Source organism: Comamonas sp. 23, assembly GCF_049601575.1.
Classification (GTDB): Bacteria; Pseudomonadota; Gammaproteobacteria; order Burkholderiales; family Burkholderiaceae_C; genus Comamonas; species Comamonas squillarum.
In genome coordinates, this window is sequence record NZ_CP187127.1 from 1,620,826 (window position 1) to 1,641,110 (window position 20,285).

At 64.4% G+C, this 20,285-nt stretch carries 18 protein-coding genes; 6 read left to right on the forward strand and 12 right to left on the reverse strand.

What is annotated here, in order from left to right; all coding sequences use genetic code 11:
* The first annotated feature begins 68 nt into the window (after positions 1 to 68).
* Complete coding sequence (locus tag ACPEE1_RS07255; protein WP_116927204.1) at positions 69 to 896, forward strand: SDR family oxidoreductase; 828 nt, start codon at positions 69 to 71, stop codon at positions 894 to 896.
* Between the two features lie 359 nt (positions 897 to 1,255).
* On the opposite strand, the gene ACPEE1_RS07260 is transcribed toward ACPEE1_RS07255, so the two are convergent.
* Together ACPEE1_RS07260 and ACPEE1_RS07265 are read right to left on the reverse strand one after the other, a co-directional pair.
* Complete coding sequence (locus ACPEE1_RS07260) at positions 1,256 to 2,119, reverse strand: DUF2076 family protein (RefSeq protein ID WP_133248199.1); 864 nt, start codon at positions 2,117 to 2,119, stop codon at positions 1,256 to 1,258.
* 123 nt (positions 2,120 to 2,242) lie between these two features.
* Positions 2,243 to 3,145 carry a DMT family transporter gene (locus ACPEE1_RS07265; RefSeq protein WP_423935727.1) on the reverse strand — a complete coding sequence of 301 codons (903 nt, stop codon included), beginning with the start codon at positions 3,143 to 3,145 and terminating at the stop codon, positions 2,243 to 2,245.
* Between the two features lie 113 nt (positions 3,146 to 3,258).
* On the opposite strand from ACPEE1_RS07265, the gene ACPEE1_RS07270 reads away from it, so the two are divergent.
* The 3 genes from ACPEE1_RS07270 (at position 3,259) to ACPEE1_RS07280 (ending at position 6,466) form a co-directional block, all read left to right on the forward strand.
* Positions 3,259 to 4,239 carry a quinone oxidoreductase family protein gene (locus ACPEE1_RS07270; protein WP_423935729.1) on the forward strand — a complete coding sequence of 327 codons (981 nt, stop codon included), beginning with the start codon at positions 3,259 to 3,261 and terminating at the stop codon, positions 4,237 to 4,239.
* Positions 4,240 to 4,340: 101 nt separating this feature from the next.
* A complete protein-coding gene (locus ACPEE1_RS07275; RefSeq protein ID WP_423935731.1) occupies positions 4,341 to 5,192 on the forward strand; it encodes an NUDIX hydrolase in 852 nt (283 codons plus the stop codon).
* Positions 5,189 to 6,466, forward strand: a complete 1,278-nt coding sequence (locus ACPEE1_RS07280) for an NAD(P)/FAD-dependent oxidoreductase (RefSeq protein WP_423935733.1) — start codon at positions 5,189 to 5,191, stop codon at positions 6,464 to 6,466. Before ACPEE1_RS07275 ends, ACPEE1_RS07280 begins: the two co-directional genes overlap by 4 nt.
* A gap of 40 nt (positions 6,467 to 6,506) precedes the next feature.
* On the opposite strand, the gene ACPEE1_RS07285 is transcribed toward ACPEE1_RS07280, so the two are convergent.
* Both ACPEE1_RS07285 and ACPEE1_RS07290 read right to left on the reverse strand, forming a co-directional pair.
* Positions 6,507 to 7,154: an aspartate/glutamate racemase family protein gene (locus ACPEE1_RS07285; RefSeq protein WP_423935735.1), complete on the reverse strand. Its 648-nt coding sequence runs from the start codon at positions 7,152 to 7,154 to the stop codon at positions 6,507 to 6,509.
* A 9-nt stretch (positions 7,155 to 7,163) separates the two neighbouring features.
* A complete protein-coding gene (locus ACPEE1_RS07290) occupies positions 7,164 to 8,591 on the reverse strand; it encodes an MFS transporter (RefSeq protein WP_021027198.1) in 1,428 nt (475 codons plus the stop codon).
* A gap of 454 nt (positions 8,592 to 9,045) precedes the next feature.
* Between ACPEE1_RS07290 and ACPEE1_RS07295 the strand changes: the two genes are divergently transcribed.
* Complete coding sequence (locus tag ACPEE1_RS07295; protein ID WP_423935737.1) at positions 9,046 to 9,342, forward strand: hypothetical protein; 297 nt, start codon at positions 9,046 to 9,048, stop codon at positions 9,340 to 9,342.
* A gap of 858 nt (positions 9,343 to 10,200) precedes the next feature.
* Here ACPEE1_RS07295 and ACPEE1_RS07300 read toward each other — a convergent pair.
* The 6 genes from ACPEE1_RS07300 to ACPEE1_RS07325 all read right to left on the reverse strand — a co-directional run bounded on the left by ACPEE1_RS07300 (position 10,201) and on the right by ACPEE1_RS07325 (position 16,376).
* Positions 10,201 to 11,046, reverse strand: coding sequence for a MurR/RpiR family transcriptional regulator (locus ACPEE1_RS07300; protein WP_423935738.1), 846 nt, complete (start codon positions 11,044 to 11,046; stop codon positions 10,201 to 10,203).
* 89 nt (positions 11,047 to 11,135) lie between these two features.
* Positions 11,136 to 11,945 (reverse strand): 2-oxo-tetronate isomerase, encoded by an 810-nt coding sequence (gene otnI / locus ACPEE1_RS07305; RefSeq protein ID WP_423935740.1) that lies wholly within the window; start codon positions 11,943 to 11,945, stop codon positions 11,136 to 11,138.
* A 67-nt stretch (positions 11,946 to 12,012) separates the two neighbouring features.
* A complete protein-coding gene (locus tag ACPEE1_RS07310) occupies positions 12,013 to 12,699 on the reverse strand; it encodes an aldolase (protein ID WP_423935742.1) in 687 nt (228 codons plus the stop codon).
* 14 nt (positions 12,700 to 12,713) lie between these two features.
* The gene (gene otnK, locus ACPEE1_RS07315; protein ID WP_423935744.1) at positions 12,714 to 13,991 is read right to left on the reverse strand and encodes a 3-oxo-tetronate kinase; all 1,278 of its coding nucleotides are present in this window, start codon (positions 13,989 to 13,991) and stop codon (positions 12,714 to 12,716) included.
* The gene (gene ltnD / locus ACPEE1_RS07320) at positions 13,988 to 14,911 is read right to left on the reverse strand and encodes an L-threonate dehydrogenase (protein ID WP_339558551.1); all 924 of its coding nucleotides are present in this window, start codon (positions 14,909 to 14,911) and stop codon (positions 13,988 to 13,990) included. The genes otnK and ltnD overlap by 4 nt, the downstream gene beginning before the upstream one ends.
* A 100-nt stretch (positions 14,912 to 15,011) precedes the next feature.
* On the reverse strand, positions 15,012 to 16,376 hold the full coding sequence (locus tag ACPEE1_RS07325) for a GntP family transporter (RefSeq protein WP_423935747.1): 1,365 nt from the start codon (positions 16,374 to 16,376) through the stop codon (positions 15,012 to 15,014).
* 66 nt (positions 16,377 to 16,442) lie between these two features.
* Here ACPEE1_RS07325 and ACPEE1_RS07330 point away from each other — a divergent pair, with 66 nt between their 5' ends.
* Complete coding sequence (locus tag ACPEE1_RS07330) at positions 16,443 to 16,661, forward strand: hypothetical protein (protein ID WP_339533619.1); 219 nt, start codon at positions 16,443 to 16,445, stop codon at positions 16,659 to 16,661.
* A 9-nt stretch (positions 16,662 to 16,670) separates the two neighbouring features.
* Here the strand turns inward: ACPEE1_RS07330 and ACPEE1_RS07335 are convergent, their stop codons facing one another.
* Entirely contained in the window at positions 16,671 to 18,749 is a 2,079-nt protein-coding gene (locus ACPEE1_RS07335; RefSeq protein WP_423935749.1) for a catalase, read from the reverse strand.
* A gap of 342 nt (positions 18,750 to 19,091) precedes the next feature.
* Positions 19,092 to 20,129: a hypothetical protein gene (locus tag ACPEE1_RS07340; protein ID WP_423935751.1), complete on the reverse strand. Its 1,038-nt coding sequence runs from the start codon at positions 20,127 to 20,129 to the stop codon at positions 19,092 to 19,094.
* Positions 20,130 to 20,285: the final 156 nt, after the last annotated feature.

Here is a 20,285-nt window from a genome sequence, read left to right on the forward strand (position 1 = left end):
CATGTCCAGGCGCCTGAGCGCAACTGCCATTTGTGACATAGCATCGATACCCACAAGGAGATTTGAATATGGATTTTGGAATTGCCAACAAATGGGCACTGGTCTGTGCGGCCAGCAAGGGCCTGGGCCGTGGTTGCGCGCAGGCGCTGGTCAATGAGGGCGTCAATGTCGTCATCAACGCCCGCGGCGAAGAAGCGCTGAAGGATACCGCCCGCCAGCTCAAGGTGATGGCCGCGATGTGGGCCGCAGCAGCGCCTGGCCGCGTCGCGCCCCAGGTGATCGCCGTGGCCGCAGACATCACCACCGAAGCCGGTCGCGCTGCGGTGCTGAATGCCGAAGGCGGCCCGGGCCAGCGCTTTGACATTCTGGTGAACAATGCGGGCGGCCCGCCACCCGGTGATTTCCGCGACTGGGACCGTGAGGCCTGGATCAAGGCGCTGGACGCCAACATGCTCACCCCCATTGTGCTGATCCAGACCTTGATCGACGGCATGGCCGAGCGCGGTTTTGGCCGCATCGTCAACATCACCTCCAGCTCCGTCAAGGCCCCCATCGATATCCTGGGCCTGTCCAACGGCGCGCGCAGCGGCCTGACCGGCTTTGTCGCAGGCGTTGCACGCAGCCCCATTGCCGGCAAGGGCGTGACCATCAACAACATCCTGCCGGGCAAGTTCGACACCGACCGCATTGCCGCCACGATCTCGGCCACCGCCAGCAAGACCGGCAAGAGCGAAGCCGACATCCGCGAGGCGCAGCAAAAGCAGATTCCTGCCGGCCGCTACGGCACCGCCGATGAGTTTGGCGCGATCTGCGCGTTTCTGTGCAGCCAGCAGGCGGCCTATATCACCGGCCAGAACATCCTGCCCGACGGCGGCTCCTACGCCGGTACGTTCTAAGAACCTGTTCAAAGTCTCTACGCAGCCGCGTTGGAGTGCAATCGGGATGAGTTCGAAGGGCTGGTCCGCAGCTTGCACCGGGGTGCAAGCAAGGGCCAGCGCGAAGAAATCGCCCGATTTCACTCCAACCCGTAGGGACAGTGGCTTTGCGGCCGCCCGGGCAGGGGCGGTCTGCGGCGTTGCAGCGCTTGCCAATAGCTGGCTATTGGCTGCGCACTGCGCCTAGCATCCCATCCCGCAAAGACACTGTCGCGGCGCGAGGAGACATTGAACAGGTTCTAAGCGCCCGCACCCACCAAGCAAAACCGCCCGAGCAGCTGCCCGGGCGGTTTTTTGATGTCTAACGTTCTGGCCGGCGATCAGGCCTGGTCATCGTCAAAGAAATCAAAGCCATCGTCCCCGCCGTCATAGTCCGCCACGTCCTGGCTGTTGCTATCACTGCTGCCGCTGCTGCTGTCCGTATCCGGCATCCAGCGGTTGGCCGCCGCGTCCACATGGTCGCGCCCGGCTTGCTGGGCGAGCTGGTCCAGGCCACCGTTGTCGCCGCTGCCGCTGCCGCTGGTGTTGGCCGTGCTGGCGCTGTCTGCAGCCGGGCTGCTGCTGGCCGCATGGCTGGGGTTGGCCGCCGCCTGCGCGGGGTTGCTCCAAAGGTGGCTCAGACCATTGAACAGCAACATGCCACCCGCCACACCGGCGGCAGAGGCAGCGGCCTGGCCCAGAAAGCCGCCCGCTGCCGACCCCGCCGAGGGCTGCGCAGGCATGGGGGCGGGCGCTGCCGGGGTGGCTGCTGCCGGGGCCGCGCCAAACCAGCGCCCCGTGCTGGCCGGGGCTGGCGTATCGCCATAGCCTGCGGGCGCAGCGCTGTTGGGCGGATAGCTGGGGGCATAGCCAGCGGGGCTGCGGCTGGCCAGGTTGGCATCCGGGCTGCGGCCAAAATGCGTGTCCAGCCCGGCACCTAAGAAGCTGGAACTGCCGCCAGACGGTTTAGCGGCAGCAGCCCGGGCCTCGACCAGTTGCGCCTGCAACTGCGCCTCTTGCTGCTGAGCCTGTTGCAGCGCCTGCTCCAGCAGCAGGCCGCGCTGGGTCAGCCAATAGAGCGCATCGGGGGTTTGCTGGGCCTGCTGGCGTACCCAGGCTTCTGCCTGGCCGTCCTTGGGCTGGCCATCCAACTGGCGCAGTTGCTGGAAGAGGTTCTCAATCAGGGTCTGTTCTTGCGCGTTCATCTCGGCATCCTCGCAGGTGGTGGTGTCACCGCATATGGGATGCACTGTGCGCTTGCGCAAGGGCGCCAGTGTGAAGCGCGCGTTCTATCCGTAGCAGGTTGTAAACGCCTGGGCCGGCCCGCATCAGGCCCGGCGCGACGAAATCACAATCCCGGCGACCACCAGCACAAAGGCCGCCGCATGGTAGAAGCGGGGCGGCTCGCCCAAAAAGGCGGCCGACAGCACGGCAGCAAACAGCGGCGTGAGGTTGGTAAAAAAGCCCGCCACCGTGGGGCCCACGCGCTGCACGCCCACGCCCCAGCAGCGGTAGGCGACCAGGGCCGGGCCAATGACGATATAGGCAATGGCCCAGAGCAGGGTGCTGTTGATCTGCAGCTGGCTGGCGCCCACGGCCCATTCGCCAGCAGCAAACAGCCCGGACCAGAGCAGGCCAAAGGTCAGCTGGGCCATCAGCAGCAGCGCCCACTGGCTTTTGATGCCGGCCGGATCGGGGGTACGCACCAGCAGCCAGCTGTAGAGCGACCAGCAGGCGGTGGACAGCAGCATGAACAGATCGCCCGGCACCAGGCGCAGTTGGGTCAGCTGCTGCCAGCTGCCATGGCTGAGCACCAGCAGCACGCCGCTGACCGAGAACAGCGCGCCCAGCATCTGCGGCCGCGTGATGCGGGTCTGGAAGAACAGCGCGCCAAAGGCCATCATCCACAGCGGCATGCTGGATGCCACCAGGGTCACATTGATGGGCCCCGAGGTCTTGAGCGCCATGTACTGGAAGGCGTTGTAGCAGCCAATGCCCAGCAGGCCGATGATGGACCAGCGCTTCCACTGCGGCCACAGCGGGCTGCCCCGGCGCAGCAGCGGGTAGGCCAGCGGCAGCATGATCGCAAAGGCCAGCAGCCAGCGCACAAAGTTCAGCAGCATGGGGGAGACCAGCTCGTGCACCAGCCGGCCCACGACGGCATTGCCCGCCCACATCAGCGGGGCGGCGGTCAGCAGCGCCATGGTCGACGGTGTCAGTTTTTGTTGCATCGCGTGACTGTACATCCCCGTGACAGCAGCCGGTGTGAAAGCGTGGCAGCATGGTGACTGACGGCACCAAGCACCTACCCAGAACCTATCTCAGTTCACACAGGAGAATTCCCATGTCTTTGGCAGTACAGATTGCGCGCAATGGCGGACCCGAGGAGATGAAACTGGTCGACGTGGATGTCGGCGCCCCTGGCCCCGGCGAAGTGCGCATACGCCACCATGCCATCGGGCTCAATTTCATCGACGTCTACCAGCGCACGGGCCTCTACACCCTGCCGCTGCCTTTGAACCTGGGCATGGAAGGCGCCGGTGTCGTCGAGGCCGTGGGCGACGGCGTGCAGCACCTGCAGGTGGGCGACCGCGTGGCCTATGCCAGCAACCCACCGGGCAGCTACAGCGAAGTGCGGGTGATGCCCGCCGCCTATGTCTGCCAACTGCCCGACAGCATTGATTTTGAAACCGGCGCGGCGATGATGCTCAAGGGCCTGACGGCCCAGTACCTGCTGCGCCAGGCCAAGCCGGTTGAAGGCCTGCATGCGGGCGACTTTGTGCTCTTCCACGCTGCGGCAGGCGGCGTGGGGCTGATCGCCTGCCAATGGGCCAAGGCGCTGGGCCTGCGCCTGATTGCGACCGCTGGCTCCGCAGAGAAATGCCAGCTGGCGCTGGCCCATGGCGCCGAGGTCGCGATCAACTACCGCACGGAAAACTTTGCCGAACGCGTCAAGGACATCACCGGCGGCAAGGGTGTCAAGGTCGTCTATGACTCGGTCGGCAAGGACACCTGGGATGGCTCGCTGCAATGCCTGCGCGCCTTTGGCCTGATGGTGTCGTTTGGCAATGCCTCCGGCCCGGTTCCGCCATTTGCGCCGGCCATCCTGGCGGCCAAGAGCCTGTATGTCACGCGCCAGGGCCTCTTTACCCACCTGCGCTCGCGCGAGGCCTGCCAGGCCATGGCCAATGACCTGTTCGCCGTCGTGGCCTCGGGCCAGGTCAAGATCCATATCGCGCAGCGTTTTGCGCTGTCCGAGGTGCAGGCCGCGCACCGCGCGCTCGAGGCACGCCAAACCACGGGCAGCAGCATCCTGCTGCCCTGATGGTCCCGTAGCCGATGTCCGCATCGGGTTTTGGGCGGGGGCTGGCAGCCCCCAGGCGCAGATGGACTAACATCCATCTGCTTTTATTTTGATAGTGCACCATGACCCGTGTTTCTCCCCCGCTGTTCGCGCCCGAGCCGCCCACCTGGCTGGCTGCTGCGCGCAGGGCCATGCAGTCGCCGCCGCGCAAGCCCCGGCTGCCGCTGTGGGTCAACGGCCAGGCGGTCGGCTCCCTGGTCGAGCATTTTCTGATCGACACCGGCATCGCCGGGCGCCTGGGCGGTGATGCACTGCTGTCCAAGCGCGAGCGCTCGGGCACGGCGGTGTGGCTGCTTGAATCACCCACGCAGGACGCGACGGCGCTGATGGGCCGCCTGGCCGATGCGCTGCGCGATGCGGGCCGCAGTGGCCCCTGGCGCAACGAGCAGCTGGCCGTGCAGGCGGTCGATGGCAGCCTTATCGGCACCGTCGAGCGCGGGGCGGTGCGCGTGCTGGGCATTGCCACCTTGGCCGTGCACCTGGTGGGCATCGCGCCTGATGGGCGCCTGTGGGTGCAGCAGCGCGCGGCCAACAAGGCCAACTACCCGCTGCACTGGGACACCTTGATGGGCGGCATGGTCTCGGCCCAGGACAGTTTGGATGAAGCCCTGGCGCGCGAAACCTGGGAAGAGGCCGGCCTGCAGATTACTGACTTGCAGGGCCTGCGCCATGGCGGCGTGCTGTGCTTTCGCCAGCCCGACAGCGATGGCGGCGACGACCTGGGCTATATGTACGAAGACATCCACTGGTATGCCGCCACCGTGCCCGAAGGCCAGGTGCCCCGCAACCAGGATGGCGAAGTGGCGCAGTTTGCGCTGTGGCAGGCCGCTGAGGTCCAGCAGCAGCTGGCCCAGGCACGGTTCACGCCCGAGGCCGCCTTGGTCTGGGCCGGTTTTGCAGATTGGATGACATGACAGAGACAGTGAACAAGCAGGGCGCCCCGGTGCAGGCACCCAAGCAGGTGGTGGTCGTCGGCGCCGGTGTGGTCGGCGTAGCTACCGCCCTGGCGCTGCAAAGCTATGGCGTGGCCGTCACCTTGATCGACCGGGGCGAGCCCGGCATGGAATGCAGCTACGGCAACTCCGGCGCGATCAGCCCCGGCTCGGTCGCGCCGCTGGCCCTGCCTGGCATCTTGAAAACCGTGCCCGGCATGCTGATGGACCAGGACGGCCCGCTGTCGATTGGCTGGAAGCACCTGCCCAAGGCGGCGTCCTGGCTGGTGGCCTTTGCGCAATCGGCCGAGCCCAAGCGTGTGGCTGCGGCGGCAGAGCGCCTCAACGACCTGTACCAGGGCGCCGTCGATGCGCATGCGGCGCTGGCGCAGAACCTGGGCGTGTCCGAGCTGTTCATGCGGCGCGGCCATCTGCACCTCTACCCCGATGCCGATTACGCGCAAAAGGATGCCACCGGCTGGCAGCTGCGCGCCAAGTATGGCTACCAGGTCGAGGAGCTGGACCGCGCCGGCATCGAGGCGCTCGAGCCCCATGCACCCCAGGGCTATGCCCATGGCCGTTATCTCGCCGACCACGGCACCATCCTGAACCCGCTGCGCTATGTGCAAAGCATGCTGCATGCCTTTGTGCAGCGCGGCGGCAAGCTGGTGCAGGCGGAGGTCAAGGCCATCCGCCCCGATGACAAGGGCTGGGCCGTGCGCACGGGCGATGCCGCGCTCGATGCGCAGCGCTGGCCGCATATCGTCGTGGCCGCTGGCGCCTGGGCGCCTGCATTGCTCAAGCCGCTGGGCATGCTGCTGCCGATCGAATCGCAACGCGGCTACCACGCCCAGTTTGCCGGTGCCCAGCACCTGGTGGAACGCACCGTGGTGCTGGCCGACAAAAAGGTGTTTATCGCGCCGATGGAAGGCGGGCTGCGCGTGGGCGGCACGGTCGAGATCGCTGGGCTGAAGGCCCCGCCCAACCCGCGCCGCGCAGCGGGCATCGAGCGCATGGCGCGCGAGGCCTTCCCGGCGCTGGCAGGCCTGGAGGCCCAGCACTGGATGGGCCACCGCCCCTGCCTGCCCGGCTCCGTGCCGGTGGTGGGCCATATCGATGCAATCCAGGGCCTGTGGCTGGCCGTGGGCCATGGCCACCTGGGGCTCACCGGTTCGCTGCCCACCGCACAGCGCATTGCGACCGGCATGTGCGGGCCGCAGGCGCTGCCTTTCTGGCAACTGCGCACTGCTGGTTAACTAGCATCACTTGCAGCCGCTTGGCTGATCGCAGGCGCGCTCAGCCCATCAGCTGGGCCAGCCTGCGCACCGCCGCCGGTATCGGCGCAATCACCGGCAGATGCAGGCGCTGGGCCAGCGCAATGGCGGCCTGGCCCAGCGGGCCGCCGCCAATGATCACGGCCTGCGCGCCATCCTCGTCCACACAGCGTTGCACGGCTTGGGCCAGTGCGGCTTCCAGCGCCTGCGCATCACCACTCAAGGCGCGCGGGTCGCCCTCGGTCAGGCGGATGCCGGTGTAGAGGTGTGCCAAACCCACGGCAGCCACGCGCCCGGCAATCGGCTCCACCAAGTCCGGTGTCACGGTGGCCACACCAAAGCGCCGCCCGCCGCTGGCCGCCTCCAGCATCGAGGCCTCGGCAATGCCGACGACGGGCACGGCGCTCAAGGCGCGCAGCCGCTCCAGCCCTGGGTCGCCAAAGGCGCTGATGATGACACCGGCGCAATCGCTGGGCGCCTCGCGCCAGCAGTCTTCTACCTCCAGCGCGGCTTGCGCCAGCTCGGTCGCGTTGACGATCATCAACGGGCCCTTGCCGGCGGTGCGCGGCAGAATCTGCCACGGCGCGGGCGCCGAGCGCTGGGCAATGTCGGCCATCATCGCAGTGGTGGCCTCGGAGGCATTGGGGTTGATCAGCAGGATTTTGGACATGCAGCAAAACTAGGATTGGGCCGTGGCAGGCGTGCCAGCCAGCGGCTCGGCATCGGGGGAGCGGCCATAGGTCTCGGGCACGCATTGCACGCTGATGATGAAAATCAGGTACATCGCAGCGGCCAGGCCAAACACGCCGCCCAGGCCAAAGCCATCAAACAGACGGCCGGCCACCAGCGGCATCAGCGCGCCCGCTGCCGTGCCGGTGGCCAGGATGAAGGCGGTGCCAAAGGCACGCACACGGGTGGGGTAGAGTTCGGGCGCATAGATCCAGATGGTGGTGTTGAGCAGCAGCACAAAGAACTGGAAGGTGGCCCCTGCAATCAGCAGCACCACAATGCTCTTGGCGGCAAAGCCAATCGTGAGCGCCGCCAGGCAGGCGCAGATGGCGCCGGCCGTCAGCACCCGCTTGCGCGGAAAGTGAAAGCCCAGCGCCGACGCCGCAATCGCTCCCAGCAGGCTGCCGCTTTGCATCACCATCGTGAACAGCAGGCTCTTGGACATGCTGTAGCCCAGGCCCACCAGAATCGTCGGCATCAAGGTCAGCACCGAAATCTGCGCGCCATAGGTCATCCAGATGGTGATGCACAGCGGCACCGTGCGGCGGCCGAGCGCGCCCCGGAAAATCTCGGTGATGCGCACCTTGATTTTGGCCGCCGTGGTGCTGGCGCCGTCATCGCTGATATAGGGGTGGGCGGCTTGCGCGGCGCCCGCCAGCTTGCCCGATGCCAGGCGCGTCAGCACCGCATTGGTCTCGGCAATACGGCCTTGCGACAGCAGAAAGCGCGGTGTCTCGGGGATGTAGCGGCGGTAGAACGCCGCCAGCAGCGCAGGCACCATCAGGCAGACAAACAGCCAGCGCCAGCCGTTGTCGCCCGGGAAGATCCAGAACACCAAGAGGCCAAAGGCCGGCGCCAGAAAATTGCCCAGCCCGCCCGCGCCCACATTGACCAGGCCGACTGCCGTGCCCCGGAACTTGGACGAGCAGAACTCCGACAGCATGGTCACCGCAATCGCAATCTCGCCCCCCAGGCCAAAGCCCACCACCGCGCGGCCCAGCGCCATCACCGCCAGATTGGGCGCCATCGCGCAGATACCCGCACCAATCGTGAACAGCAGCAGGTCCACCGTCAGCATCACGCGGCGGCCATAGCGGTCTGCGATATAGCCCGAGACAATGCGGCCAATCGCCGCGCAGGCAAAGGTCACCGAGTTGAGCATGCCGATGTCCGACGCCGTCAGCCCCCATTGCTCCTTGAGCATGGGCCCGATGATGCCGACTGCGTTCTGCTCGAAGCTGTCAAACAGGCAGCCAATCAGGATCAAAAAGATGATCGTGTGGTGCGAGCGGGTCACCCCTATCTTGTCCAAGGCCTGGTCGAGTTCGGCCACCTTGGGAGAGTCGGGTGCAGAGGAAAGTGCAGGTCCACCAGCCATTGAAAGCTCCTTGAGAAGAGTCGTACTTGCTCGATTCGGATCGCTGCGCCAGTGTTGGGCAGTTCATCGAAGTTTGGTATAGGTATTTCACTAATATGGTGCATATGAAATTGAAATTTCATGCGCTAGGCAGGGTTAAGCAAGCAACGTGCCATTCAGGGTGGCATTGGGGGGCAGGGTGGTGGGGGACGTTGAAGCTAGGCCACGGCAGCTGATGCGGCGGCGTAGGTAGCTGTGGCGATAGGGGCTGAGACCAATAGGAAGAGGGCTGCCGACTCAGTGCGTAGGCCATAGTGTTTCGAACGAATTCGCTCACGGGTGTTCCATAAACTGTGTGGCGTTTAACACGGTGAGGGAAGCGGGCTTCATGGATGAACTTTGTGCTTTAAAATCGGGCGCACTGGTTAATTTAAATCCGTTGGTTTCTTTTCAATAATTTAATGAGATATTATTTATGACCTCGCAAACATCTTATTATGCTCAAAATGAACAAATATATCTATTCGAAAGATTGAGGATATGTCGAGACTTGGCAGCAGTTCTGTGCGCCAGTTTGAAAAATAACGAGCTATCACAGTATATCGACAAGGCTGATGCTGAGGCGGGGCGCGAAAAAATTAGAGAAATTCAGTGGCGGTTGAATGTGCTGGCTGAAGCAATATCAGCAGCTTTAGATAATACAAAAACGCCAAGCAATGAAGTTCTGCTGAAGACTCTTGAATGGGTTAAGAATGACATGCAAGGCTTATGAAATTAATGCTTGTATTTTCAAAAGCTTGACGGAACAAGCGTTTGCCGCCACTTGTTTTAAGCCAGTGCTCAAGCGAACTTGCCTACGGCAATCCGCTGATTTTGTTCGTTGAATGTCTGCTTCTTGATTCCATCAACGAAGGCTGACGTCCGATAGCGACTGTCGCAGCCTATCTCGTAGCCAATGATGGTCAAGCTGCGAGCCATTGATTGGAACCAACCCATCTATCGATCCGATTGCGCCCGGAATGCTAGTGCGGCCACGCGTGTCAGACTTTAGGCTTTGCTTTTGGGGCTTTCATGCCAAACACTTGCGACGACTGTGGCTGTAATGAGGGCCAATTGCATGAGCTTTTTTGCCTTCGAGAACGCTGCCCGTTTTGTGGCCAGCAGCTTGCTAGCTGTGGTTGCATATCTGCAGTCCTCAAGCTCTCTCAGGAGGAGCAGCAAGCCGTTGATGACTACATCGATGACTCCATAGAGCCTTTGCTCGGAATCAATGGGCGGTGGATTTCCGCACTTAATCGCAAAGGTAGAGTGCCGTTTTAAAAAATGCGCTGGCACCCACGTAGGGCGTCTGCTTTTATCTTCCGCGACCGGAAGCTTGTGGCCGGAGCCTTAGTCCCAACGTCGAATCCACATCGGACGCTACTAGGCCCAGCTCAGCCAGCGGCCTTGAAGGGCCCATCCGCCTAGTGTCTCTGCTGATCCATCACCCTTCAGCGACCTTTCGCCATCCGCAGGTTCGCCACATGGTTTCTGGAATCTGATGGGAAAACCGTGCTCCAAATCGCTAGCGATACGACGCTCTGCAGGCAGGTCAGCGGGCCTGCACCGCGCCAGTGCAGCCCAGCCAGCATCAAAACTCCCGGTGCTGCTCATGCTGCTGCTCAATCGCAGCCAGGCGCTTGCGCCCCGGCGCTCCCGCAGCCTCCAGCACCATGGTAGCCAGCAGGTCGCAGACGGCCATCACGGCCACATGGTTGTCCAAAAGGCCTGGGCCATGGCAGTCGCACTGGATGGACCAGGTGGCAGCGGCATAGTGGGGGGAGGCCTGGTCGCTGACCAGCAGCACAGCGGCACCCGCCTTGCTGGCGCTGGCCAGCAGTGCGGCCATCTGGCGGGTCTGGCGGCGCATGCCAAAGACGATGACGCAGTCGTTTTGGCTGAGGCTGGCGGTGTACTCGGCAAGTGTTTCGCCCGGGCCGGGCAGGCTGATGACCTGGGGCACCACCTGGATGATCTGCCAGCGCAGGTACTGCGCAAAGGCATGGCTGCTGCGGCTGCCAAAGATGAGCACCTGGCGCGCGGCGATGATGGCCTGCACGATCTCGCTCAGCTGTGGCTCGCTCAGCTGGTCCAGGGTGTTTGTCAGGTTGGCCAGCGAGCGCTCGCGGTGCGTGGCCAGCATCTGCCCGCGCTGAAAAGCTTCGGCCGCCGACTGGAACAGCGGTGAGCCGCTTTGCTTGTCCTCGCGCACCTGGCGGCGCGCTTCTTCGTAGTTCTCATAGCCGAGGCGCCGGATAAAGCGGCTTACCGTCGAGGGCGACACCTTCGCCAGCTGGGCCAGCTCATTGCCGGCGTAGCTGGCCAGCTCGCCGGGGAACTCCAGCACAAAGTCGGCCAGTTGCCGCTCGGTCGCGGGCAGTGCCTGCAGGTGCTGGCGCACCCGCTGCAAAAAGGATTCGGTCGCTGGTGGTCGCATCGCAGGGCGGCGGGCCGGGGGGCCTGCGGCTAAAGGGGGATGAGGGGATTCTAGGCCACCCCATCCACCACGGGGGTGCGTCGAGCCGCTTACTCAGCCTTTGCCAGATAGGGCTTGAGCCAGCCCAGGCCATCGCTGGTGGCATGGGGCGCTGCGCCGCGTGCGGGCTTGTACTCGCAGCCAATCCAGCCGTCCCAGCCCAGGCGGTCAAGCAGCGCAAACAGATAGGGGTAGTGCAGCTCACCCACATCGGGCTCGTGGCGCTCGGGCACGCCGGCAATCTGGATATGGCCGACCTGGCCCGTGGGCAGGTACTGGCGGATCTTCATCGCCAGGTCGCCCTCAACGATCTGGCAGTGGTAGAGGTCCATCTGCACCTGCACATTGGCCGCGCCCATCTCTGCGACCAAGGCATGGGCCTGGTCCTGGCGGCTCAGGAAGAAGCCAGGCATATCGCGGCCATTGATGGGTTCCAGCAGAATGCGTACATCCTGCGCCGCTGCCTGCTCGGCCGCATGGCGGATATTGGCAATATAGGTGGCACGCACGGTAGCGGTATCCACGCCCGCAGGCACCAGGCCGGCCATCACATGCAGGCGTGGGCATTGCAGCGCTTGGGCGTAGCGCAGCGCCTGTGCAATGCCGTCGCGGAACTCGGCCTCACGCCCGGGGATGCAGGCGATGCCGCGCTCGCCCCGGTCCCAATCACCCGGCGGCGCATTGAACAGCACCTGCTGCAGGCCCTGCTGCTGCAGCAAGGCTGCCAGCTGCTCTGGCGCGTAGGCGTAGGGGAAGAGGTACTCCACGGCCGTAAAACCATCGCGGGCGGCGGCGGCAAAGCGGTCCAGAAAGTCCAGGTCGTTGTAGAGCATGGACAGGTTGGCAGCGAAACGGGGCATGGGTGATTTCCAAAAAAGGGGCGGCCGGCAGGCAATCGATCAGTGTGCGGCAGGCCGTGAGGTAGTTTTACCAGTGGGCGCCAAAGCTCTGGCGCAGCTCGTCAATCTGGGCCTCGCTCAGCGGCGCGGGTGCTTGCTGGCGGCACTGGTTCCAGAGCAGGGCCGTTTCTTCCAGCTCTTCCAGTGCGGCCATCGCGGCAGCCGGGCTTTCGTGCCAGACATTGGGGCCCAGGCGTGCCAGCATCACCGCGCGAATCGGCCGGCCCGCTGCCGCGTACTGCGCAATCGCCTCGGCCACGGCCTGCGCCGCATCGGGCGAGCCGGGGCGGTAATAAGGGATATGCGGCACGCGGCCCACCTTCATCACAAAGTAGGGCGTCAGCGCCGGCAGCAGCTCGGCGGCCGGCTCCACCCCCGGCACAGCAGTGGCTTGCAGCGAGCAGGCGACCAGCTGGCGGCTGTGGGTGTGGATCACGCAGCCGGCCGGTGTCGGCGTGTTGGCGCTGGCCTCGTAAATGCGCCGGTGCAGCACGATGGTCTTGCTGGCGCGGTCACCGCTCAGCTGCTGGCCTTGCAGATCGAGCTTGGCCAGGCGCTCGGGCAGCAGTTGGCCCAGGCTGGCATCGGTCGGGGTGATCAGGTAGCCATCGGCCAGGCGCACACTGATATTGCCAGCGCTGGCATGCACATAGCCGCGCTGGAACAGCGATGCGCCTACCCGGCAGATCTCGGCGCGGGCGCTGGGTTCGTCCATAAAGACCATGGTTGTCAGCCTTGCAAAGCGGTGAATGCCTTGGTGAAGAAGTCGGTGCTGCCAAAGTTGCCCGATTTGAGCGCGATGTGCAAGCCCTCGGGCGCTGCCGGGCTGGCCGCATGGCACCAGGGCACCCCCGGGTCAATCTGGCCACCAATGCGCATCTGTGCAATGCCCAGCGCCTGCACGCAAGCGCCCGATGTTTCGCCACCGGCAACGATCAGCTGCCCCACGCCCATTTCCACCAGGCCGCGCGCAATGGCGGCCAGGGTCTGCTCGACCAGCGCACCGGCCTGCTCCACACCCAGCTGGGCCTGGATGCTGCGCACCGCATCGGGCTCGGCGGTGGAGTAGACCAGCACCGGGCCCTTGGCCAGATGCGGCCGGGCCCAATCCAGCGCTTCGCGCACGACCGCATCACCAGCGGCCATGCGCAGCGGCGCAATCGCAAGCGCCGGGCGGCCGCTGGCGATAAAGTGCGCCACCTGGGCATTGGTCGCTACCGAGCAACTGCCCGACACCACTGCTTGCAGCCCACTGGCCGCAGGCAAGGCGGCAGCCTGGTTGCTGGGCTGCAGGCCAAAGTTGGCGGGCAGCGCAATGGCGACGCCCGAGCCGGCGGTCACCAGCGGCAGATCCGCCAGCGCCGGGCCCATGCGCAGCAGGTCATCGTTCGATACCGCATCGACAATCGCAATGCCCACGCCGTCGGCCTTCAGCGCCGCAATGCGGCTGCGGATGGCGTCTGCGTCCTGGGCCACCACGCTGTGGTCGATCAAGCCCACCTTGCGCCGGGTCTGCGACTGCAGCACGCGCACCAGGTTGGGGTCGGTCATGGGGGTCAGCGGGTGGTTCTGCATGCCGCACTCGTTCAGCAGCACATCGCCGGCAAACAGATAGCCCTTGAAGACGGTGCGCTTGTTGTCGGGGAACGCCGGGGTGGCGATGCTGAAGTCGCTGCCCAGCGCATCCATCAACGCCTCCGTCACCGGGCCGATATTGCCGGTGGGCGTGCTGTCAAAGGTGGAGCAGTACTTGAAATAGATCTGCTGCGCGCCCTGGCCCTGCAGCCAGCGCAGGGCATCGAGCGACTGGGCAATGGCCTGGTCAGCGGGGATGGTGCGCGACTTGAGGGCCACCACCACGGCATCCACCTCGGTATCGAGCGGGCCCGTAGGCACGCCAATGGTCTGCACCACGCGCATGCCGGCGCGCACCAGGTTGTTGGCCAGGTCAGTGGCGCCGGTAAAGTCATCGGCAATGCAGCCCAGCTTCAACGCGGCGCCGCTCATCGCTGGCCTCCGTCATTGGCAGCCTGGGGCAGGGTGATGCCGGGGAAGATCTTGATCACCGCGCTGTCGTCTTCCTTGGCATAGCCGGCTGTGGATGCCTGCATGAACATCTGGTGCGCGGTGGCTGCCAGCGGCAGCGGAAACTTGCTGGCGCGTGCCGTATCCAGCACCAGACCCAGGTCCTTCACAAAGATATCGACGGCCGACAGTGGTGTGTAGTCGCCCGCCAGCACATGGGCCATGCGGTTTTCAAACATCCAGCTGTTGCCGGCGCTGTGGGTGATGACCTCGTAGATAGCAGCAGCGTCCACGCCTTCACGCAGGCCCAAGGCCATGGCCTCGGCCGCTGCGGCAATGTGGACCCCTGCCAGCAGCTGGTTGATGATCTTGACCTTGCTGCCCGCGCCGGCCTTGTCGCCCAGGCGGTAGACCTTGCCGGCCATCGCATCGAGCACATCGCCCGCGGCCGCATACGCCGCTGGCGTGGCCGAGGTCATCATCGTCATCTGGCCGGCCGCTGCCTTGGCCGCGCCACCGGAGATCGGGCCATCGACATACAGCACGCCGCTCTGGGCCAGGCGCGCCTCCAGCGCGATAGACCAGTTCGGGTCCACGGTGGAGCACATCACAAAGGTGCTGCCGGGGCGCATCGCTGCAGCGGCGCCATGCTCGCCAAACAGCACGGCCTCGGTCTGCGCAGCGTTGACGACGACCGACACCACCACCTCTACCTGGGCCGCGAGCTCGGCCGGGTGGGCACAGGCCACACCGCCAGCGCTGGCAAAGTCGGCCGCCGCCCCCGGGCGCACATCACAGACATGGACCTGGTAGCCCCGGTTGCGCAAGGTTTGGGCAATGCCCAGGCCCATGGCGCCCAGGCCGATGACGCCTACCTTGGCGCCTTGCTGTTGTGTAGTCATTGGAGATGCTCCCGTGAATCAGAGATAGAGAATGCCCGGCCGGGGGCCGGCGCACAAGAATGCAAGTGACAAATTGGTTCGCGACAAATCAGGCAGCGGATCAGGCCACCAGCGCCCAGACCAGGCAGGTCAGCGCAAAGCCGGCCAGGCCCAGCACCGTTGTCAGCACCGTCCAGCTGCGCAGGCCATCGGCCACGCTCAGGCCCAGGTAACGGGTCACAATCCAGAAGCCCGAGTCATTGACATGCGACAGCCCCAGGCCGCCAAAGCCGATGGCCACCGTCAGCACAGCGACCTGCACGACGCTGTAGCCGCCGCTGTGGATGCTTTCGGCCAGCAGGCCGCAGGTGGTGAGAATGGCCACCGTGGCCGAGCCCTGCGCGGCGCGCAGCGCCAGCGAGATGATGAAACCCAGCAAAATCAATGGCAGCCCCGTGCCCGCCAGCGCCTGCGACAGCGCCGTGCCAATGCCGCTCACCGTCAGCACCTTGGCAAACACGCCACCGGCGCCCGTCACCAAAATCACCGTGGCCGCTGCTGGCAGTGCCGATTCCATCACGTCATTGGTGCGCTTGCGCGTCCAGCCCAGCGGGCGCACCAGCAGTACAAAGGCCAGGCCAATCGCTACCATCAGCGCAAACACCGGGGCGCCGGTAAAGGCCAGAAAATCACGCAGCGCGTCGCCCTTGGGCAGCATGGTCGCGGCAGTCGTGCCCAGCATGATGAGGGCCAGCGGCGCCAGGATCAGGGTCAATACCGCGCCCACGCCGGGCAGCTTGGCGGCAGGCGCATCGGCTGCATCACCGCTGCCAAAGTTGCGGAACTGCGCCTCGGCTTCCGGCTGCATCGCGTAGTGGCGGCGGTTCAAATAGCCGCCCACCCACTGGGCGACAAAGGCCAGCGGAATGCAGATGCCCAGCCCAATCAGCGTGATCCAGCCCACATCGGCCGAGAGCACGGCCGCGCCGCCCACAATGCCCGGGTGCGGTGGCACCACCACATGGGTGGCCAGCATGATGCCGGCCACCGGCAGCCCGAACTTGATGGGGCTGACGCCAGCGGCCTTGCAAAAGCCATAAATGATGGGGATCAAAATGATGAAGCCCACATCAAAGAACACCGGTATCGACAGCACCAGCGCCGCCGCCGTCAGCGCTGCCGGCACCCGCTTGGGGCCCAGCAGCTGGCTAAAGCGCTGTGCCAAGGTATTGGCTCCGCCGGATACCTCGATCATCCGCCCCAGCATCGCCCCCAGCGCCACCAGGATCGCGACTGATCCCAAGGTGCCGCCCATGCCGGATATCAGGGTGGGAATGATCTCCGCGAGCGGTATGCCGGTTGCCAGCGCCACCAACAGGCTCACCAGCATCAGTGCCACAAAGGCATGGACTTCAAATCGGATGATGAGCAGCAGCAGCGCAGCAATGCTGGCGCCCGCAATGCTCAGAAGGGCAATGGTCGTCATAGAAAGGACTTGTCTCGTTGACTCGTTAGAAGAACTCCTGAGACCCTAAAACCTCGGGAGACTGGTATGGTTATCATACAAATTTTGCGGGATCATAGCATTGCCTTGCTGCGGCTTTGCGCGGTACTTTCCCGAGGCGTTGCAGGGTTTTTTGCCGGCACAAGCTGGGCCCATGCGCAGGCTCGAATCGGCCGGTGCTCGCTGGCGATGGACGCAAAAAAGGCGCCACAGCTTTCACTGCAGCGCCTGCTGGCGGGGCTTCAAGGGCGCATCGGCAGCCCCTGAAACTGGCTATCAAGCCAAGGTACGCACCTTAGGCTCGCGGTCCCAGAAGCGCGACTTCGCGCCCTTGATAAATCCGGCCACATCCTTGGGCTCAAACACGCCTTCATCGGGCTTTACGCCAGCGGCATCCAGGATCAGATGCGTTGCCTTGCAAGCGGCAATCGCTTTCAGATGCCCAAAGGCATCGCGGAACCAGTCTTGCGCCGCGCCATCCTTGGCCAGCATTTCGCCCGATGCCATCGGGATGACCGAGGCGACCGCATCAAACTGCGCCGATGGCGCGCCGGCCAGCTGGGCATCGGCGGCGATGTGCTTGCCGTCGCTCAAGGTGGCGCCGCCAATCTTGGGGGCGATGATCTTGACCATGGCCTTCTCGGCCAGGATGGCCTTTTGCAGCGCGGCCACGTTTTCGGCGTTGGAGCCATCGTCCACCAGGATGGCGACACAGCGCCCTTCCAGGGTCGGCTTCATGCGGTCGATGATGCGCAGCGCGGGGCTGGGCGGCAGGTCTTGCACCGGCACTGCAGGCTTGGCGGGCTTGGGCAGCGCCGCCAGGCCCAGGCCCTTGGCCACGCGCTTGCCCAGGTCGTTGTCAATCACCAGCAGATGGGCAACCACGGCTTCACGCACATGGGGCGTCTGCACCTTGGACAGCTCAAACACCAGGGCGCTGGCGATATGGGCTTGCTCCAGCGCGCTCTGGCTTGTGTAGAACAGGCGCGCCTGGCTGTAGTGGTCGGCAAAGCTTTCAGGGCGGATGCGGCTCTTGGCATCGGCCTCCGAAGGCTGCGCAAACGAGCGGAAGCCCTGGGCGCGCGATTCGCGGGGTGAGTTCGGGTCCAGGCTCGATGGCTCATACGCCACACGCCCCTTGGGCACCTGGGTTTGCATATGGCCATCGCGCTGGGTATGCGCAAACGGGCACTTGGGCGCATTCACGGGGATCTGCGTAAAGTTGGGCCCGCCCAGGCGCGAGAGCTGCGTGTCCAGGTACGAGAACAAGCGGCCTTGCAGCAGCGGATCGTTGGAGAAATCAATGCCTGGCGGCACATTGGCCGGGCAGAAGGCGACCTGCTCGGTTTCGGCAAAAAAGTTGTCCGGCCAGCGGTCCAGGGTAAAGCTGCCGATCTTGGTGAGCGGAATCACCTCTTCCGGAATGATCTTGGTCGGGTCCAGGTGGTCATAGGGCAGGGCATCGGCCTCTTCCTGCGTGAACAGTTGCACCAACAGATCCCAGGCGGGCGCATGGCCGGCTTCAATCGCCTCGAACAGGTCACGGCGGTGGTAGTCGTTGTCGGCAGACTGCAGCTTGGCGGCCTCGTCCCAGACGGTGGACTGGATGCCCAGCTGGGGCCGCCAGTGGAACTTCACAAAGGTGCTCTCGCCCTTGTCGTTGATGAGGCGAAAGCTGTGCACGCCAAAGCCTTCGATGGTGCGCAGGCTGCGCGGGATGGCGCGGTCGCTCATCGCCCACATGATCATGTGCATCGACTCGGGCATCAGCGAGATGAAATCCCAGAAGGTGTCATGCGCAGAAGCAGCTTGCGGAAAGCCCCGGTCCGGTTCCATTTTCACGGCATGTACCAGGTCGGGGAACTTCATCGCATCCTGGATAAAGAACACCGGAATATTGTTGCCCACCAGGTCCCAGTTGCCTTCTTCGGTGTAGAGCTTGATCGCAAAGCCGCGTACATCACGCGGCGTATCGACCGAGCCGGCGCCGCCTGCCACGGTGGACATGCGCACAAAGATCGGCACCTTCTTGCCCACTTCGGTCAGCACCTTGGCCGTCGTGTATTTCTTCAGCGAATCGCTCAGCTCAAAATAGCCATGCGCTGCCGTGCCGCGTGCGTGGACGATGCGCTCTGGAATGCGCTCATGGTCAAAGTGCGTGATCTTCTCGCGCAGCACAAAGTCTTCCAGCAAGGTCGGGCCGCGGTGGTAGGCCCGCAGAGAATTCTGGTTGTCCGATACCGGAATGCCTTGCTGCGTCGTCATCACTGGGTGGCCGTCACCGGCCTGCGCATGGAGCTCGCCTGCGTTGCCTTGGGTCTTTGCTGCGGACGAGGTCGATTTGCGAGTGGTCATCGTGGATCTCCGTGGGGTTGGCGTTGTGTTCAGCCGGTGGGCTGGAACCACTAAGGATGACAGTTGCACCACGCCGCGCTTGTAGGTGTTTGGAGGGCTTGGCTGTATGCGTAGGCTGAGGTAGCGGCCTGTTTTCTCCGATGCACCGGCCCAACGCAAAAAGGCCGCTCATCGAGCGGCCTGGGTGCTGGGGGAGCGATCTTCTTAATGGAAGAAGATGGCAATCAAGATGATGATCGGGATCGGCACGCCAATCAGCCAAAGCAGGATGGATCGCATGGTGTTTCCTTTCTAGGCTTGCCCGTAGGCAAAAGGGTTAAATCAAGTCAGGCAGAGGGTGGTTCAAGCGTCGCGCTGGCGGCCGCCAAAGGTGGCAGACAGGCTGCCGACAAAGGCCCCGATCAGCAGCACCACAAACATCCACAGCAGCGAGTAGGCGGTGGCCTTGCGGGCTTGCTCGGCCGCTTGCTTGGCCTTCACTTCTGCGTCTTGCGCAGCTTGCTTGGCCTTGTCGATCTGTTGCTTGACCTGGTCGTAGGTGGCTTGCACCTTCTTCTCAGACTCTTCCTGGCCCATGTCGGTGCGTTGTGCCACCAGGCGGCCCAGGTACTGGCGGTCGTCGTTCGACAGCGAGCCAGCTTGCAGCGAGTGCACAAACACGGTGCTCATCTCGCTGGCGTCATCGGCGGCGGAGCGGGCCTTCTGGGCGGCGTTTTGCGCGCTGTCCTTCATGTCCTGCTTTTGCTGTTCGGTAGGGCCACCCTGGCGCAGCAGGCTGTTGATCCAGTAGTTCAGGTCCGAGCCCGGCTCATTGGCCTTGCCGGCGGTCACGCCAGCAGCGCCGGTCAGTGCGGCAGAGGCGGCACCACCGATCACACCGGTGGCACCACTGGCTGCACCGCCCACCACTTGGGCGGCGCCGCTGACCACCGCACCGGCGGCCTTGGCCGTGCCGGAGATCGCAGCTCCTGCCACCGAGCCGGCTACTGCCACCATCAGCATCGTCGCCAGCGCCCAGGACAGAAAGCCATGGGCGGTGTCGCGGAAGTACACCTCATCGGTGTGCACGCCTTGCCACTTGGTGCGCAGTCGGCCAGCGATATAGCCACCCACGCCGGCCGACGCCAGCTGCGTGAATGCCAGCCAGGCAACCGCGCCCCAGCCAATCGTCTCGCCGTCGGCGCCACGGCCCGACCAGACCGAGACCGACGACAGGCCCAGGCCAATGCCCAGCATGAACAGCAGCAGCGACAGCACGGCTGCTGCCAATGCGCCCGCAAAAATGGCGGCCCAGGAGACCGCACTTTCGCTGCTGCCCGCTAATGCACGCGGTACTGCGCCGGTGACGACACGCTCTTCCTCTACATATGTGGTGACCATGGCTATTCCTTGTTAGATGACGCCCTTATTCTGCTTTTGGCCCCCAAAAAGTTTGTAGTCCAAACGCGGGCCAGACCGTGCGCGCTTCGCTGTTAGCGCCATCAGCCAATCTGCGCAAAGGCGCGCCAGGATTGGGTTTTGGCGTTGCTGCAGCTG

Bases quoted from the DNA above. Each gene is read 5' to 3' on its own strand.
- ACPEE1_RS07265 (WP_423935727.1), bottom strand. From the start codon at position 3,145: ATGCAACAAAAACTGACACCGTCGACCATGGCGCTGCTGACCGCCGCC.
- ACPEE1_RS07310 (WP_423935742.1), bottom strand. From the start codon at position 12,699: ATGGACGAACCCAGCGCCCGCGCCGAGATCTGCCGGGTAGGCGCATCG.
- ACPEE1_RS07295 (WP_423935737.1), top strand. From the start codon at position 9,046: ATGACCTCGCAAACATCTTATTATGCTCAAAATGAACAAATATATCTA.
- ltnD (WP_339558551.1), bottom strand. From the start codon at position 14,911: ATGACTACACAACAGCAAGGCGCCAAGGTAGGCGTCATCGGCCTGGGC.
- ACPEE1_RS07340 (WP_423935751.1), bottom strand. From the start codon at position 20,129: ATGGTCACCACATATGTAGAGGAAGAGCGTGTCGTCACCGGCGCAGTA.
- ACPEE1_RS07280 (WP_423935733.1), top strand. From the start codon at position 5,189: ATGACAGAGACAGTGAACAAGCAGGGCGCCCCGGTGCAGGCACCCAAG.
- otnK (WP_423935744.1), bottom strand. From the start codon at position 13,991: ATGAGCGGCGCCGCGTTGAAGCTGGGCTGCATTGCCGATGACTTTACC.
- ACPEE1_RS07290 (WP_021027198.1), bottom strand. From the start codon at position 8,591: ATGGCTGGTGGACCTGCACTTTCCTCTGCACCCGACTCTCCCAAGGTG.
- ACPEE1_RS07330 (WP_339533619.1), top strand. From the start codon at position 16,443: ATGGTTATCATACAAATTTTGCGGGATCATAGCATTGCCTTGCTGCGG.
- ACPEE1_RS07300 (WP_423935738.1), bottom strand. From the start codon at position 11,046: ATGCGACCACCAGCGACCGAATCCTTTTTGCAGCGGGTGCGCCAGCAC.
- otnI (WP_423935740.1), bottom strand. From the start codon at position 11,945: ATGCCCCGTTTCGCTGCCAACCTGTCCATGCTCTACAACGACCTGGAC.
- ACPEE1_RS07260 (WP_133248199.1), bottom strand. From the start codon at position 2,119: ATGAACGCGCAAGAACAGACCCTGATTGAGAACCTCTTCCAGCAACTG.
- ACPEE1_RS07255 (WP_116927204.1), top strand. From the start codon at position 69: ATGGATTTTGGAATTGCCAACAAATGGGCACTGGTCTGTGCGGCCAGC.
- ACPEE1_RS07270 (WP_423935729.1), top strand. From the start codon at position 3,259: ATGTCTTTGGCAGTACAGATTGCGCGCAATGGCGGACCCGAGGAGATG.
- ACPEE1_RS07325 (WP_423935747.1), bottom strand. From the start codon at position 16,376: ATGACGACCATTGCCCTTCTGAGCATTGCGGGCGCCAGCATTGCTGCG.
- ACPEE1_RS07285 (WP_423935735.1), bottom strand. From the start codon at position 7,154: ATGTCCAAAATCCTGCTGATCAACCCCAATGCCTCCGAGGCCACCACT.
- ACPEE1_RS07275 (WP_423935731.1), top strand. From the start codon at position 4,341: ATGACCCGTGTTTCTCCCCCGCTGTTCGCGCCCGAGCCGCCCACCTGG.
- ACPEE1_RS07335 (WP_423935749.1), bottom strand. From the start codon at position 18,749: ATGACCACTCGCAAATCGACCTCGTCCGCAGCAAAGACCCAAGGCAAC.